The organism is Ralstonia sp. NFACC01 (assembly GCF_900115545.1).
Classification (GTDB): Bacteria; Pseudomonadota; Gammaproteobacteria; order Burkholderiales; family Burkholderiaceae; genus Ralstonia; species Ralstonia mojiangensis.
In genome coordinates this window covers 693,443-709,137 of record NZ_FOWV01000001.1, presented here as the reverse complement: position 1 = coordinate 709,137, position 15,695 = coordinate 693,443, and the positions used below count along the sequence as shown (strand labels likewise).

At 63.7% G+C, this 15,695-nt stretch carries 9 protein-coding genes, 2 tRNA genes and 1 pseudogene; 4 read left to right on the top strand and 8 right to left on the bottom strand.

Annotation, left to right across the window (positions count from 1 at the left end):
• Positions 1–23: 23 nt before the first annotated feature.
• On the bottom strand, positions 24–4,124 hold the full coding sequence (gene purL / locus BM136_RS03395; RefSeq protein WP_092970261.1) for a phosphoribosylformylglycinamidine synthase: 4,101 nt from the start codon (positions 4,122–4,124) through the stop codon (positions 24–26).
• Positions 4,125–4,272: 148 nt separating this feature from the next.
• Positions 4,273–4,842, bottom strand: a complete 570-nt coding sequence (locus tag BM136_RS03390; RefSeq protein ID WP_009238068.1) for a winged helix DNA-binding protein — start codon at positions 4,840–4,842, stop codon at positions 4,273–4,275.
• An 85-nt stretch (positions 4,843–4,927) separates the two neighbouring features.
• On the opposite strand from BM136_RS03390, the gene BM136_RS03385 reads away from it, so the two are divergent.
• Together BM136_RS03385 and pgi are read left to right on the top strand one after the other, a co-directional pair.
• Positions 4,928–6,523, top strand: a complete 1,596-nt coding sequence (locus BM136_RS03385) for an NAD(P)H-hydrate dehydratase (protein ID WP_092970259.1) — start codon at positions 4,928–4,930, stop codon at positions 6,521–6,523.
• Positions 6,524–6,594: 71 nt separating this feature from the next.
• Positions 6,595–8,214 carry a glucose-6-phosphate isomerase gene (gene pgi, locus BM136_RS03380; protein ID WP_092970257.1) on the top strand — a complete coding sequence of 540 codons (1,620 nt, stop codon included), beginning with the start codon at positions 6,595–6,597 and terminating at the stop codon, positions 8,212–8,214.
• 9 nt (positions 8,215–8,223) lie between these two features.
• Here pgi and BM136_RS03375 read toward each other — a convergent pair whose 3' ends face one another.
• Entirely contained in the window at positions 8,224–8,934 is a 711-nt protein-coding gene (locus BM136_RS03375) for an ABC transporter ATP-binding protein (protein ID WP_092970255.1), read from the bottom strand.
• A gap of 73 nt (positions 8,935–9,007) precedes the next feature.
• On the opposite strand from BM136_RS03375, the gene BM136_RS03370 reads away from it, so the two are divergent.
• Both BM136_RS03370 and lepB read left to right on the top strand, forming a co-directional pair.
• Positions 9,008–9,616: an arylesterase gene (locus BM136_RS03370; RefSeq protein ID WP_092970253.1), complete on the top strand. Its 609-nt coding sequence runs from the start codon at positions 9,008–9,010 to the stop codon at positions 9,614–9,616.
• Positions 9,617–9,698: 82 nt separating this feature from the next.
• Positions 9,699–10,391: pseudogene (gene lepB / locus BM136_RS03365) on the top strand (signal peptidase I).
• Positions 10,392–10,476: 85 nt separating this feature from the next.
• Here the strand turns inward: lepB and BM136_RS03360 are convergent.
• The 5 genes from BM136_RS03360 to lon form a co-directional block, all read right to left on the bottom strand.
• Positions 10,477–12,417 carry a SurA N-terminal domain-containing protein gene (locus BM136_RS03360; RefSeq protein ID WP_092970250.1) on the bottom strand — a complete coding sequence of 647 codons (1,941 nt, stop codon included), beginning with the start codon at positions 12,415–12,417 and terminating at the stop codon, positions 10,477–10,479.
• A gap of 158 nt (positions 12,418–12,575) precedes the next feature.
• Positions 12,576–12,652: transfer RNA gene (locus tag BM136_RS03355), tRNA-Asp, on the bottom strand.
• A gap of 44 nt (positions 12,653–12,696) precedes the next feature.
• A tRNA-Val gene (locus BM136_RS03350) sits at positions 12,697–12,772 on the bottom strand.
• Between the two features lie 67 nt (positions 12,773–12,839).
• Positions 12,840–13,112 carry an HU family DNA-binding protein gene (locus tag BM136_RS03345; RefSeq protein WP_009238061.1) on the bottom strand — a complete coding sequence of 91 codons (273 nt, stop codon included), beginning with the start codon at positions 13,110–13,112 and terminating at the stop codon, positions 12,840–12,842.
• A 157-nt stretch (positions 13,113–13,269) separates the two neighbouring features.
• A complete protein-coding gene (gene lon, locus BM136_RS03340) occupies positions 13,270–15,684 on the bottom strand; it encodes an endopeptidase La (RefSeq protein WP_092970248.1) in 2,415 nt (804 codons plus the stop codon).
• Between the last annotated feature and the right edge of the window lie 11 nt (positions 15,685–15,695).

Genomic DNA, 15,695 nt, shown 5'->3' with positions numbered 1-15,695 from the left:
TTTTCATTGCTGCAGCAGACAGGTCAACCCATCCACTTGCGCGCATTGCGGAACATCCGCATCCACGGGCTGCTGCCGTCGCCGGCGGCTTCCCACTCCTTCGGATGCCAGCTCATTTGCACGGCGCGGAACACGCGTTCGGGGTGCGGCATCAGGGCAGTAAAGCGACCGTCGTGCGTCGTCACCGAGGCAATGCCCTGCGGCGAGCCGTTCGGGTTGAGCGGATACGTCTGCGTGACTTCGCCGCGGTTGTCGACGTAACGCAGGCCAACGGCCACTTTGCCGATGTCGCCTTGCTGGGAGAAGTCGGCATAGCCTTCACCGTGCGCAACGACGATGGGGATGCGGCTGCCTTCCATGCCCGCGTAGAAGATCGACGGCGATGCTTCGACCTGCACGGTCACCAGGCGGCCTTCGTATTGCTCCGACTGGTTGCGCGTGAACTTTGGCCATGCGCCGGCGCCCGGGATGATCGGGGCGAGGTTCGCCATCATCTGGCAGCCGTTGCACACGCCCAGCGCGATCGAATCGGTGCGGTTGAAGAAGGCCGCAAACTGCTCGGCGAGCATGCTGTTGAAGAGGATCGTCTTCGCCCAGCCTTCGCCCGCGCCCAGCACGTCGCCGTAGCTGAAACCGCCGCAGGCGACGAAGCCCTTGAAGCTGGCGAGGTTCGTGCGGCCGGCCAGCAGGTCGCTCATGTGGACGTCGTAGGTGTCGAAGCCGGCCTTGTCCATCGCATAGGCCATTTCGATCTGCGAGTTCACGCCCTGCTCGCGCAGGATGGCCATGCGCGGGCGGGCGCCCGTGGCGATGAACGGTGCAGCCACGTCTTCCGCAATGTCGAACGTGAGCTTGGGCGAGATGCCCGGGTCTTCAGCGTCGAGGATGCGGTCGTATTCGCTCTGCGTGCACTCGGGGTTGTCGCGCAGGCTGGCGATGCGCCAGGAGACGTCGGTCCAGGTGCGTTGCAGTTCGATGCGCGTCGCGCTGAACACCTTCTTGGCGTCGCGCCAGATTTCGATGTGATCGTTGGCGTTGGGTGCGCCGATCACGTGGCTGCAACCAGCCAGGCCGTGCTCGCGCAGCACTGCAAAGACGGCGTCGCGCTGGGCCAGCGGCACCTGGATGACGGCACCGAGTTCTTCGGCAAACAGCGCACGCAGGGTCAGGTCGGCACGGCGGCCGGAGACTTGCTGCGCCCAGTTCTTGGCGTCGCCATGGTCGGCTGCGTCGTCCAGCGTGAGCATGTCGACGTTGATCGACACACCGCAGTGGCCCGCAAACGCCATTTCGCAGACGGTCGCCCACAGGCCGCCGTCCGAACGGTCGTGATAGGCGAGCAGCGAGCCGCTGGCGTTCAGTTGCTGGATGGCTGCGAAGAAGCGTTTGAGGTCTTCGGCGTCGTCTACGTCGGGCACGCTATTGCCGATCTGCTCCGTGACCTGCGCCAGGATGCTGCCGCCCATGCGGTTCTTGCCGCGGCCCAGGTCGATCAGGATCAGCGTGCTGTCTGCCGGCGCGTTGGCCGATTCGACCTGCTTGAGTTGCGGCGTGAGCGTCTTGCGCACATCCGTCACCGGGGCAAACGCCGAGACGATCAGCGAGACCGGCGCGACCACTTCCTTCGCTGCGCCTTCGTCTTCCCACTTGGTGCGCATCGACAACGAATCCTTGCCCACCGGAATGCTGATGCCCAGCGCCGGGCACAGCTCCATGCCGACCGCCTTGACGGTGTCGTACAGGCGGGCGTCTTCCCCGTTCACCCCGCAGGCGGCCATCCAGTTGGCCGACAGCTTCAGTTGCGTGAGCGAGTCGATCGGTGCGGCGGCGATGTTCGTGATGGACTCGCCGATGGCCATGCGACCCGACGCGGGTGCGTTGATGACGGCCAGCGGCGTGCGCTCGCCCATCGTCATCGCCTCGCCGGCGTAGCCTTTGTAGTCCAGCGTGGTGACAGCCACGTCGGCAACCGGCACCTGCCACGGGCCGACCATCTGGTCGCGCGTGTTCAGGCCACCAACGGTGCGGTCGCCAATGGTGATGAGGAACGACTTACTGGCAACGGTCGGGTGGCGCAGCACGTCGCGCGCGACGACTTCCAGATCCAGGCCGGTGACATCGACTTCCGGGAATTCCTGCGCGACGCGGTGCACGTCACGGTGCATGCGCGGCGGCTTGCCGAGCAGCACGTCCATCGGCATGTTGACGGGGAAGTGCTCGGCGACGTCGGGTGCAGTGTCGCCATCGACGACTTGCAGCTGCTGTTCATCTGTGGCGAAACCGACCACCGAAAACGGCGCGCGCTCGCGCTCGCACATGGCCTGGAAGCGCGGGAAATCGCCGGGGGCAATCGCCAACGTGTAGCGCTCTTGCGATTCGTTGCACCAGATTTCCGCCGGGCTGAGGCCGGATTCTTCCAGATGCACGTGGCGCAGGTCGAAGCGCGCGCCCTTCTCGGCGCCGTCGACGATTTCCGGGAAGGCGTTGGAGATGCCGCCCGCGCCCACGTCGTGGATCGACAGGATCGGGTTGTCTTCGCCGAGCGCCCAGCACGCGTTGATGACTTCCTGCGCGCGGCGCTGCATTTCTGGGTTGCCGCGCTGGACGGAATCGAAGTCCAGGTCGGCGGTATTGGTGCCGGTGGCCATCGAGCTGGCAGCGCCGCCGCCCATGCCGATGCGCATGCCGGGGCCACCCAGCTGGATCAGCAGCGTGCCGGCCGGCAGGCCGTGCTTGTGCGTGTGACCGGCGTCGATGTTGCCGATGCCGCCGGCAATCATGATCGGCTTGTGATAGCCACGCACGGTGCCACCGACGTTCTGCTCGTAGACGCGGAAATAGCCGCCCAGGTTAGGCCGGCCAAATTCGTTGTTGAACGCCGCACCGCCGATCGGGCCTTCAATCATGATCTGCAGCGGCGAAGCGATGCGGTCCGGCTTGCCGACGGGGCCCGGTGCAGCTTCATTCGGATTGCGGTGCGCGACGGGCTGAGCGGTATCGCGCGCGTTTTCCCACGATTGCACGGCTTCGGGCAGCAGCAGGTTCGACACGGTAAAACCTGTCAGGCCGGCCTTAGGCTTGGCGCCGCGGCCGGTCGCGCCTTCGTCGCGGATTTCGCCGCCCGCGCCCGTCGACGCGCCCGGGAACGGCGAAATGGCCGTCGGGTGGTTGTGCGTCTCCACCTTCATCAGCGTGTGCGTGAGCGCTTCGCGGCGGCCGTATTGCGGCACGCCTGTCTTGCCTTCCGTACCCGCGTGCGGGAACCAGCGCTCGGCCATGCCGCCTTCCATCACGGCGGCGTTGTCGGAATACGCGACGATCGTGCCCTGCGGCGCAAGCTGGTGCGTGTTGCGGATCATCGCGAAGAGCGACTTGTCCTGCGTCTCGCCGTCGATGGTCCAGTCGGCGTTGAAGATCTTGTGGCGGCAGTGCTCGCTGTTGGCCTGCGCGAACATCATCAGCTCGACGTCGGTCGGGTTGCGTTCGAGCTTGCGGTAGGCATCGACCAGGTAGTCGATCTCATCGTCGGACAAGGCCAGACCCATTTCGACGTTGGCGGCTTCCAGCGCACGACGTCCAGCATCATGGCCGCCCCCAATGTCCACAAAGCGCAATGCCTTGGCGGGCAGCACGTCGAACAGACCGTAGCCGGCTTCGCGCGAGTCGATGACGGTTTCGGTCATGCGGTCGTGCAGATGCTCGGCAACGGCGGCGCGAGTGGCGTCGTCGAGGTGCTTGGCAGCGCCGGTCAGGCTGCGGATGAGGCCCTTCTTGCACGTGACGGTGAATTCCACGCCGCGCTCGATGCGATGGATTTGCGGCAGCGCGCAGTGGCGGGCGATTTCGGTCGCCTTGCTGGCCCACGGCGAGATCGTGCCGAAGCGCGGGATGACCACAAAGCGGTCGCCCTCGACATCGGCCGGAGCGGGCGAACCGTAAGTCAGCAGCGCTTGCACACGGGCGGATTCATCGGCCGACAGCGGCGCGTCGGCGGCCACGAAATGCAGGTATTGGGCACTGACGGCATCGATGTCCGGATCGATGCGCTTGAGGGTGGAAAGCAGGCGTTGCTGGCGGAAGGCGGACAGCGCGAGAGCGCCGGGAAAGCACGAGAAATGCGCCATGGTGGGCAAGGCAGGCAGTAGCTGGAAGGAGGGGTTTCCCGGCGTGCGCGGGAAAACCGCTATTGTACCTTGCCCTGCCGATGTTACCGACCCTCAAATCGGCCGAAAATGGCGCTGCCTCGTCTGCAACCGACTGCAAACGCCCGTTTTACAGCGACGTGGCGGACCGTGCTGCCTGCTCGTACAGGCCTGTCAGCACGCGCAGCAGGCGCGCCAGCTCGCCAATCTCGGCATTTTCCTCGCCGCTGGGCGAAATATTGCTGGTCAGGCACTGCTCGCGGATCTCGCGGTAGCGGGCGCAGGCCTTTTCTCCGGCTTCGGTGGTGGTGTAGGTGACTTCCTTGCCGTTGCGCGTGCCCTCCACCAGTTCCATCCCTTGCAGTTTCTTGAGGGAATACGTGACCAGGTGGGTGTCTTCCACGTTCAGCACGAAGCAGATGTCGGCCAGCCGCTTGGCGCGACCACGGTGGTTGACGTGGTGCACGACCAGCACATCGAGGAAGGTCAGGTCGCGCACGCCGGCGGCGGCCATGCAGCGCACGCACCAGCGGTTGTAGGCGTTGTAGGCGGTATTGAGCGCGAACTCGAACTCCGACAGTTCCGGGCTGCGCGCCGACACCAGGTGCGACGAAGACACGATCGGCCCGCCCTTTCCTGCATCCTCATTGGCTGCGGATTGCGGCAGATCAGCTTTCGGGGTGGTCGGCGATTTGGACATTGCAACGGGCAGGGAAAGGACCGGAAACGCGGGCTATTGTAAGAGAATAGATCGTCATGTCTGCACAATGGAAAACGTAGTTGCCATGTCCTCACACCCTTCCTGGCGCGAAATCCTGATCAACGGTGCCCTCGCCGCACACACCGGCGCCGACCTGCTCTTCGGCACGGCCGGCATCCGCGCACTGGAAACAGCTGCGTATCGAACTCTCGAACCCTTCACCCTGATGGCGCGCGCGGGCGAAGCTGCCGCCGATTGGCTGCAGACACGCGCGCCACATGGGCACGTGCTGCTCGTTGCCGGCCCAGGCAACAACGGCGGCGATGCGCTCGTGGCGGCGACGGTGCTGCATCTGGCGGGGCGTGCCGTCACCGTGTGGCTTGCCGCAGACCCGGCCAAGCTGCCCGACGATGCGCGCCGAGCTTGGACGGAGGCTTGTGCCGCCAATGTCCCCATCGAACGTCTGCACGCGACGGCTTCGGTACCGGCGGCCACCGCCGCCATCGTCGATGGCCTCTTTGGTATTGGACTCGCCCGGCCGCTGACGGGATTGCATGCGGCGCTGGTCGACACCATCAACGCCAGCGGCCTGCCGGTGTACGCACTGGACATTCCCTCGGGGTTGAATGGCGATACGGGGCAGCCGCCTGCCTCAAATTCGCCCGTTATCCAGGCGCGCGCCACCATCACCTTTCTCGCCGTCAAGCCGGGCTTACTGACGGGGGATGGCCGCGACGCCTCCGGCGACATTGCTCTGGCCGACCTGCAAGCCGCACAGACCGCTTATGACGGCGTGATCGAAGCGGACGCGTTCGTCAACACACCGTCACGCTGGCTCGCGCACGTGCCGCGCCGCCGGCATAACGGCCACAAAGGAACATACGGCAGCGCGGCAATCGTGGGAGGGGCGGCCGGTATGGTCGGAGCGCCGCTGCTGTCGGCGCGCGGAGCGCTCTATCTAGGCGCGGGCAAGGTGCACGTGGTCTCGCTTGCCACCGATGCACCGCGTGTCGACCCCGCGCAACCTGAATTGATGCTGCACACCTGGGGCGCCCTCGATCTGGGCGACATGCAGGCGCTCGCCGTGGGCCCCGGCATGGGCATCGGCAAAGAGTCAGAAGCTGCGCTCGAACATCTCCTGGACCGCATGCTCTCCGCACGCACGCCGGCCGTGTTCGATGCCGATGCACTCAACCTGTTTGCGAAAACGCCGGCCCTGCTCGCACGCCTCACACAACTGGCCGGAAGTGGTGTCCCGCTGGTACTGACACCGCATCCGCTGGAAGCCGCGCGCCTGTTGCATACTGATGCGCACGCCGTGCAGCACGATCGGCTGGCCGCCGCCAAGGCGCTTGTCAATCGGACGAGCGCGGTGGTCGTGCTCAAGGGCTCGGGCACGGTTATCGCGGCCCCGGGCATCTCGCCGGCCGTCAATCCAACCGGCAACGGCGGACTCGCCACGGGTGGTACAGGCGATGTGTTGACCGGCATGATCGGCGCATTGCTTGCGCAAGGCATGGGTGCGCGCGAAGCCGCACTCGCGGCCGTGTGGCTGCACGGTCGCGCCGCTGACGATCTCGTCCAAGCGGGCGTCGGCCCCATCGGCCTGCACGCAAGCGAGCTATGCGCGCCGGCCCGACGTGCGCTCAACGCTCTGCTGGCGTCGGACGTTCGCCGATAGAAAGGCGTCATACAGCGCCGTTATACTGCGCATTCGCTTTCCCGCACCAACCTCACGTCACATCACGCCGTATGCCCACAGCCCTACCTGCCTGGCAGTCCCTGACGCAACATGCTGAATCGATTCGTGCGACACATATGCGCGACTGGTTTGCTGCGCCGGACGCCGAGGAACGGGTACGCGCCTTCACGCTGGAAGCGGCTGGCCTGACGGTCGACTACTCAAAAAACCGCATCACCTCCGACACGCTCGCCCTGCTGCTGCAACTGGCCGACGAGGCCGGCGTGCTCACGCTGCGCGACGCCATGCTGCGCGGCGACCGCATCAACAACACCGAGCACCGATCCGTTCTCCACGTGGCCCTGCGCGGACAAGCGGAAGACGACTATCGCTCCGACGGCGAGCCCGTCATGCCCGAAGTGCTGCGCGTTCGGGCCCAGATGCGTGACTTCGCAAACCGCGTGCATAGCGGCGCATGGACGGGCCATTCCGGCCAGCGAATCACGGACATCGTCAACATCGGCATTGGTGGTTCGGACCTCGGCCCGCGCATGGTGTGCCGCGCGCTCGACCACCTTGCCGTGCCGCAGGTGCGCGTGCATTTTGTCTCCAACGTCGACGGCACGGACCTGGCCGAAACACTCGACCACCTGAACCCGGACACCACGCTCGCCATCGTCTGCTCGAAGACGTTCACCACGCTCGAGACGATGGCCAACGCGCACAGCATGCGCCGCTGGTTTGTCGAGCATGGCGTGGCGGAAGACCAGCTCAAGCACCACTTCGTCGCTGTCTCCACCAACCGCGAGGCCGTCGTGCAGTTCGGCATCGACCCGGACAACATGTTCACGTTCTGGGATTGGGTTGGCGGGCGGTTCTCGCTGTGGTCGGCAGTGGGCCTGTCGATCGCGCTGGCGATCGGGCCGCAGCAATTTGAAGCGATGCTCGACGGCGCACGCGCGATGGACCGCCACTTCGCCACGGCCGCACCGCGTGAAAACCTGCCGCTCATTCTCGGGATGCTGTCGGTCTGGTATCGCGGCTTCTTCGATGCGGCGAGCGCATGCACTGTGCCCTACTGCGCGCCGCTGGAACTGCTGACCGACTTCATGCAGCAGTTGGAGATGGAGAGCAACGGCAAATCCGTCCAGCGTACCGGCGCAGCCATTGACACCGACACCGGCCCCATCGTCTGGGGCACGGCCGGCACCAACGGACAACATGCGTACTTCCAGCTGATTCACCAAGGCTCGCAGATCGTGCCGGTGGATTTCATCACCACGCTGGAGCCCGTGCGCAGCCTGCCCGGTCACCACGTCAAACTGCTCGCCAATTGCTTCGCGCAGGGCGAGGCGCTCCTGCTCGGCCGCACCGCCGAGGAGGTCCGCGCGGGCGGCATCACCGACGAAGCGTTGGTGCCTCATATGGTGTTCGAAGGCAATCGCCCAAGCACGACCATCCTGATGGAGCGGCTCGACGCTGCCTCACTGGGTGCGCTCATTGCCTGCGCCGAGCACCGCACGTTCGTGCAGGGCGCGGTGTGGAACATCAACTCGTTCGATCAGTGGGGCGTAGAGCTTGGCAAGAAACTCGCCAAGCCGATCCAGGCGGAACTGGAAGGCGCGCCCGCCTCGGTGGCGCATGATGCGTCGACGGCGGCGTTGATCCGTCGCGCCAAAGTCGCGCTCTGACGCAAACGTTCAGAGTTCGGTGACGGTCTCGTCGCCGACAAGATGCCCGGCTTCGATGGTGAGAATGCGGCTGCAACGCGCCGCAACGGAGCGATCGTGCGTCACCAGCACCAGCGTGGAGCCGGCACTGCGGTTGAGTTCGAACATCAGCGCGATAACGGCCTCTCCCGTGGCGGTGTCGAGGCTGCCGGTCGGCTCGTCGGCAAAGAGAATGTCGGGCTCGGTCACAAACGCGCGTGCCAGGGCCACGCGCTGCTGCTCGCCACCGGACAGCGTCTTCGGATAGTGCGACAGCCGCGCACCCAGGCCGACGCGCCCCAGCAGAACCGTGGCGCGACGACGCATCTCGGCGCTGCTGACATCGCCCCGCAACTCCAATGGCAGCATCACGTTCTCAAGCGCCGTCAGATGGGGCAACAGCTGGAACGATTGGAAGACAAAACCTACGTGACTGCCGCGCACGGCCGCGCGGCCATCCTCATCCAGCTTGAACAGGTCGTTGCCCAGCAGCTTGACCGAACCCGACGTCGGCAAGTCCAGGCCTGCGAGCAACCCAAGCAGCGTCGATTTGCCCGAGCCGGAAGCGCCCACAATGGCCAGTGTCTCGCCCCGTTCCACACGGAAGGCAACATCGCTCAGAATAGGCAACTCACCGGTGGCATCGCGCACAGTCTTGTGCAGCGAATCGACTTCAATCACCCAGGTAGCGGAAGACGACATGATTGGACTGGTAGGTAGTAGAAGGCGCAGCGTGAAGTCACTTGTAGCAGCGCTTGGCTGCGCAGCGTTCGGCATGCTGCCACTGGCGCCGACGGCTGCAGCACAAGGCACGCCGGCATCGCATCGCGTGGTGGTGCTGGGTGACAGCCTGTCGGCAGGATACGGCCTTGCGCAAGGCACGGGCTGGGTCGCGTTGCTCGACAAGCGCCTCAAAGAACGGAAGCCCGATTATAGCGTCGCCAATGCAAGCATCAGCGGCGACACCACTGCCGGCGGCCGCTCACGCCTGCCCGCCGTGCTGGCGCGTGAAAAGCCCTCTGTCGTGATTCTCGAACTGGGCGGCAACGATGCGCTGCGCGGCCTCTCCCTCGCCTCCAGCGAAGGCAACATCAAGGCAATGATCGAAGCCTCGCAAGCGGCAGGCGCGAAGGTGCTGCTGGTGGGCATGCGCATCCCGCCCAACTACGGCCCGGATTACAGCGAGCGCTTCTTCGCCATGTTCGGCAAGCTGGCGCAGCAGTACAAGCTGCCGCTGGTGCCATTCCTGCTCGAAGGCGTTGCACAGCGGCCAGACTGGTTCCAGGAAGACCACATCCACCCGATTGCCGCGGCGCAGCCGACGATGCTCGATAACGTGTGGCCCAAACTGGAACCTCTTCTCAAAGCCCGGGTCGGAAGATGACAATTCTGCCGCGCCGTCTTGCGCCACTAGGCGCATCGGATTCTTAAGTCGGGCGCGGCCACATCTCACACAGGCGGACACCATGAAGCTTCTGGCAAACGGGCTGCGTGCAGCGCGCGACAACAAGCGGTTCCTGGTCGGCATGTCGTTGCTCTTTGCCTTCCGCGCCTGCATTGCCGACTGGTCAGTCGTGCCCAGCGGATCAATGAACCCCACCCTCATCGAGGGCGACTACATCTTGATGAACCGGCTGGCTTACGGTGTGCGCGTGCCAGCCACCACCATCTGGCTCAAGCGCGGCAGCTAACCGCGACGTGGTGATGTCGTTGTCTTTTCCTCGCCGGAAGATGGCACGAAACTCGTCAAGCGGCTGATCGGTCTACCTGGCGATGTCGTTGAAATGCGCGGCGAAGCGCTCTACATCAATCACCAGCGCGTCGCCTATACCCCATTGCCGGACGTCGCACCGGGAGCGTTGCCCCAAGCGACGGCGACGCTGCCACACGAACTCTGGTCCGAAGCGCTGCCCGGCCGCGAGCACACCGTGATGGTCCTGCCGGAAGTGCAAGCATTGCGCAGCTTCGGCCCTATCACCGTCCCTCAAGACCACTACCTCATGCTGGGCGACAACCGCGACAACAGCCGCGACTCCCGCTACTTCGGCCTCGTACCGCGCAAAAACCTGATCGCCCGCGCTTCCCACGTGGCACTCTCATTCGATCCGGACCACTTGTATATGCCGCGCCTCGCGCGCGTCGGCAAGTCACTGGACTAGCCGCCCCCTCAAAAAAAGAACGCAAAGAAAAAGCCCCCTCTACAACGAGGGGGCTTTTTCGTCAGACTACCTGCGGCGCGCCGTATCAGTCCTCTGCCGTATTGGCAGGTTTGCTGGTGTCAATCACGCTACTGTTGATCTTCACCTTCGAGCGCGCCTTCAGTGCTTCGTAGTAAGCGTTGAACTCGGTCTGGCCAGCGGCCTGAGCCAGTTGCTGCGCATCGGCGACACGGCGCGCCTCATCCACATTGGCCGGCGGCAGCACCTTGTTGATGCGATACAGCGCGTAGCCCTGAGCACCCAGGTCAACGCCGATGGTGGCGGGCAGCTTGGTCGCATCAGCGCGCAAGATTGCCGTCAGTGCAGCGGGCGACGTGCCCTGTGCCTGCTGGCGCGAGACCGTCTGTGCTGCGCTGAAGCCATCGGCGCTGTTGCTCTGCTTCACTGCGGCCAGCTTCTCTTCGCCGGCCTTCTTGGCCAACGCAGCCGCTTGCTCGGCGATCACCTTGGCTTTGACCTGCTCCCGCACGTCGGCCAGCTTCTTGACCGTGGCCGGACGATACTCCGCCGCACGCGCCGCAACCAGCGTGGTCGGTCCCACCTGGATGGCAGCCGTATTGCGGTGGTTCTTGATCACGTCGTCTGCAAACAGCGCCTTGAGCACCTTGTCATTGCCGATCGGGCTGCCGGACTGCGCCGGGCTCGGCGTGCGGGTCACGTTGTCGGCCGTCTGAATTTGCAGCTTGAGTTTGTCAGCCACTGGCTTCAGGCTGTCGGACTGATCTTCCACGGTGTTGGAGAACGCGTCGGCCAGTTCCGAATACTTCTTGTTGGCGAGTTGCGTGCGCAGTTCGCGCTCAAGCTCCGGCTTGACAGCTTCCAACGGCTGCACGCCGCCGCCCTTCACTTCTTCCAGCTTGATGATGTGAAAACCGAAATCGCTTTGGACCACATCGCTGATGTCACCTGGCTGCTTGAGCGCAAACAGCGCGCTCTCGAACGGCGGCACGGTAGCGCCCTTGCCCAGGAAGCCCAACTCACCGCCCTGCGCCGCCGAACCCGGATCGCCCGAGTACTTCTTGGCCAGCTCGGCAAAGCTCGCGGGGTTCTTGCGCACCTCGGCAAGGACCTCTTCGGCCTTCTTCTTGGCGGCTTCCTTGTCGGCGGGCTTGGCGTTGTCCGGCAGCTTGATCAGGATGTGCGCAGCGCGGCGTTCTTCCTGCGTCTTGAAGCGCGCGGCGTTCTGGTCGTAATACTCCTTGATCTGCTCAGGCGTGACCGGAATCTGCTTCATCATGTCTTCGCCCGAGAAGACGACATACTCGGCCTTGACTTGCTCCGGCACAGAGAACTCCTGCTGGTGCGCGTCGTAGTAAGCCTGGATGGTCTTGTCATCCGCATTGACTTTCGCAGCGTAGTCGGCCGGCTTGAACAGCAGCGCCTGAACTTCACGTTGCTGATCGCGTACCTGGATAAGGCGGTCCACCAGCGACTTCGGCACGAACGCCGACGAAACGATCGATTGCGGAATCTGTTGCTGCGACAGCTCAAAACGCAGGTTGCCTTCCAACTGCTCGGGCGTCATGTTCTGCGCTGCAAGCAGTCGCACGTAGGCTTCCTGGTCGAAGGAGCCATCCGGCTTGCGCAGCGCTGCCACGGCCGGAATCTGCAGGATCGTGTCGCGAATCTTCTCGTTCGAGATGGTCAGGTTCGCATGCACGACCTCATTGGCCAGCACGCGTTGCTGGATGATGCCGTCGAGCACATCGCGGCGCATCTGCGGACCTTCGAACTGGCGCGGATCATATTGCGCGCCAAGCATCTGGCGCAGACGCTCTGTCTGCTCGCGCACGCGCGCGTCGACTTCGTTGGTGGAGATGACCTTGCCGTCGACCTTGGCGGCGTCATGCGAGCTGTCCATGAAACTCGAATAACTCTGCACACCGAAGAACACGAACGACGGGAACACCAGAATCAGCAGCACCAGAAACATCAAGCGCCGATGCGTACGTACGAAATCAAGCATGCTGGACCGGAGGTGAATGGAAGATGGAAAATCCGGCGATTCTATCAGGTGCCGCCGACATTCCGGACAATCGCGGCACCGCGTACAGGTATGCCCCGCAACGCATTCACCGCTGAAAAGACAAAGGCCCGAACGAATCGGGCCTTTGTACAGGATTTTGGCGGAGCGGACGGGACTCGAACCCGCGACCCCCGGCGTGACAGGCCGGTATTCTAACCGACTGAACTACCGCTCCAAATTGGGTCGGACCACCCGACGCAAGAGCGGCAATACGAACGATGGTGGGTGCTGAGAGGCTCGAACTCCCGACCCGCGCCTTGTAAGGGCGCTGCTCTACCAACTGAGCTAAGCACCCGTTCGTACTGCCGGCGTGAGCCGGACTGTCCGGCGCCCGTGTTGTCACCCACGAGCACCAAAGCCCGCTAGTTTAGCGCATCTTTTAGCGCTTTACCAGGTTTGAATTTCGCAACTTTACCGCCTTCGATCGTGATGGCCGCGCCCGTACGTGGATTGCGTCCATTACGCGAAGACCGCTTGCCGACCAAGAACGTACCGAAGCCGACCAGCGTGACCGACCCACCGTCGCACAACGCATCCTTGATACCGTCGATCAGCGCGTCGATGGCGCGCCCCGCTGCGGCTTTTGACATGTCAGTTTGCGCCGCCACATGGTCGATGAGATCTGTTTTGTTCATCGCGCCACCTCCCCGAACACCCGCTAGTGTGGATTCATTAAAGTGGCCGCCAATCGACGTGTCAAGGCGAAGAACGGTGCGCCACACGTCGCAGCCTGCGCAAAGAAAAAGGGCCCGAACATGTCGGGCCCTTCCTCAACTTTGACAGGCTAAGGTGTCAGTGATGCACCATTTCCTGCGACTTGCCGTCGTCGCCCTTGGCGGGTGCCGGCTTGGCTTCTTCTTCCGGCAGCGGCTCCGGCTTGCGCACCAGCGCGAGTTCCAGCACCTTGTCGATCCAGCGCACCGGCTGAATCTCGATGCTGTTCTTCACGTTGTCCGGAATGTCCGCCAAGTCCTTGACGTTCTCTTCCGGAATCAGCGCCAGCTTGATGCCGCCGCGGTGTGCAGCCAGCAGCTTTTCCTTCAAGCCGCCGATCGGCAACACCTCGCCGCGCAGCGTGATTTCGCCGGTCATTGCCACATCAGCGCGCACCGGAATACCGGTCAGCACCGACACCAGCGCCGTCGTCATCGCAATACCTGCCGACGGGCCGTCCTTGGGCGTCGCGCCCTCGGGCACGTGGATGTGGATGTCGCGCTTCTCGAACATCTCGTCCTTGATACCCAGGCGCGCCGAACGCGAACGCACCACCGAGCGCGCAGCCTCGACCGACTCCTTCATCACGTCGCCCAACGAGCCGGTGCGGGTGATGTTGCCCTTGCCCGGCATCAGCGCGGCTTCGATGGTCAGCAGATCGCCGCCCACTTCCGTCCATGCCAAACCGGTCACCTGGCCGACCTGATCTTCCTTGCCGGCCAGACCAAAGTCGAAACGACGCACGCCAAGGAATTTGTCCAGGTTGTCCGAATCGACCTTCACAGACGTACCGGTTTCCTTCTTCAGCAGCAGTTGCTTCACAACCTTGCGGCAGATCTTCGAAACCTCGCGCTCCAGCGACCGCACACCCGCTTCCCGCGTGTAGTAGCGGATAATGTCGCGCAGAGCGGCTTCGGTCACCTCGATCTCGCCTTCCTTCAGACCATTGTTCTTGATCTGCTTGGGCAGCAAGTAGCGACGGGCGATGTTGACTTTTTCGTCTTCCGTATAGCCCGACAGGCGAATCACTTCCATCCGGTCCAGCAGCGGCGCCGGAATGTTCAGCGAGTTCGACGTCGCCACGAACATCACATCCGACAAGTCGAAGTCCACCTCGATGTAGTGGTCCTGGAACGTGTGGTTCTGTTCCGGGTCCAGCACTTCGAGCAGAGCAGACGATGGATCGCCGCGGAAATCCGCGCCCATCTTGTCGATTTCGTCGAGCAGGAACAGCGGGTTGCGCACGCCAACCTTCGTCAGGCTCTGCAGGATCTTGCCCGGCATCGACCCGATGTACGTACGGCGGTGACCGCGAATCTCGGCCTCGTCACGCACGCCACCCAGCGCCATGCGCACGAACTTGCGGTTCGTTGCACGCGCCACCGACTGCCCGAGCGAGGTCTTGCCAACACCCGGCGGCCCCACGAGGCACAGGATCGGCGCCTTCAGCTTGTCGACGCGCTGTTGCACTGCGAGGTACTCAAGGATGCGTTCCTTGACCTTCTCCAGGCCATAATGGTCTTGATCCAGCACCTGCTCAGCGTTCGACAGGTCGTTGTTAACCTTGCTCTTCTTGCGCCACGGCAAACCGACCAACGTATCGATGTAGTTGCGCACGACCGTTGCCTCGGCCGACATCGGCGACATCAGCTTGAGCTTCTTGAACTCGGACTCGGCCTTCTTCTTGGCCTCCTTCGGCATGCGGGCAGCCTTGATCTTCTTGTCCAGCTCTTCGAGATCAGCGCCCTCTTCGCCTTCGCCCAGTTCCTTCTGGATGGCCTTGACCTGCTCGTTCAGGTAGTACTCTCGCTGGCTCTTCTCCATCTGGCGCTTGACGCGCCCGCGGATGCGCTTTTCCACCTGCAGGATGTCGATCTCACCTTCCAGTTGCGAGAGCAGGCTCTCCAGACGTTCGGTCACGTTGAACATCTCGAGAATCTTCTGCTTCTGCTCGAGCTTGATCGGCAGATGCGCAGCGATGGTGTCGGCCAGGCGACCCGGCTCATCGATGCCCGACAGCGACGTCAGGATCTCAGGCGGGATCTTCTTGTTCAGCTTCACGTACTGATCGAACTGCGACACGATGGCGCGACGCAGCGCCTCGGTCTCGGCCGATTCAGTAGGTTCCGGGCCGACGGGCACAGCTTCGCAGTAGAAGTGCGATTCGTCGTCGGTAACGGACAGGATGTTGGCGCGCTGCGTGCCCTCAACCAGCACCTTCACGGTGCCGTCCGGCAGCTTCAGCATCTGCAGAATGTTGGCGATACAGCCGACCTCATACAGATCCTTGTCGGTCGGCTCGTCCTTGGCGGCGGTCTTTTGCGCCACGAGCATGATGCTCTTGCCCGCCTCCATCGCAGCTTCCAGTGCCTTGATGGATTTGGGGCGCCCCACGAACAGCGGAATCACCATGTGCGGAAACACCACCACGTCACGCAGCGGCAACAGCGGCAGGCGAATCTGCTCAGCGGGTAAAAGTTGGGTTCCGGACATTATTTTCCCCA

Coding starts and splice junctions, on each gene's coding strand:
- BM136_RS03375 (WP_092970255.1), bottom strand. CDS start 8,934: ATGTCGTCTTCCGCTACCTGGGTGATTGAAGTCGATTCGCTGCACAAG.
- pgi (WP_092970257.1), top strand. CDS start 6,595: ATGCCCACAGCCCTACCTGCCTGGCAGTCCCTGACGCAACATGCTGAA.
- BM136_RS03370 (WP_092970253.1), top strand. CDS start 9,008: ATGCTGCCACTGGCGCCGACGGCTGCAGCACAAGGCACGCCGGCATCG.
- BM136_RS03360 (WP_092970250.1), bottom strand. CDS start 12,417: ATGCTTGATTTCGTACGTACGCATCGGCGCTTGATGTTTCTGGTGCTG.
- BM136_RS03390 (WP_009238068.1), bottom strand. CDS start 4,842: ATGTCCAAATCGCCGACCACCCCGAAAGCTGATCTGCCGCAATCCGCA.
- BM136_RS03385 (WP_092970259.1), top strand. CDS start 4,928: ATGTCCTCACACCCTTCCTGGCGCGAAATCCTGATCAACGGTGCCCTC.
- BM136_RS03345 (WP_009238061.1), bottom strand. CDS start 13,112: ATGAACAAAACAGATCTCATCGACCATGTGGCGGCGCAAACTGACATG.
- lon (WP_092970248.1), bottom strand. CDS start 15,684: ATGTCCGGAACCCAACTTTTACCCGCTGAGCAGATTCGCCTGCCGCTG.
- purL (WP_092970261.1), bottom strand. CDS start 4,124: ATGGCGCATTTCTCGTGCTTTCCCGGCGCTCTCGCGCTGTCCGCCTTC.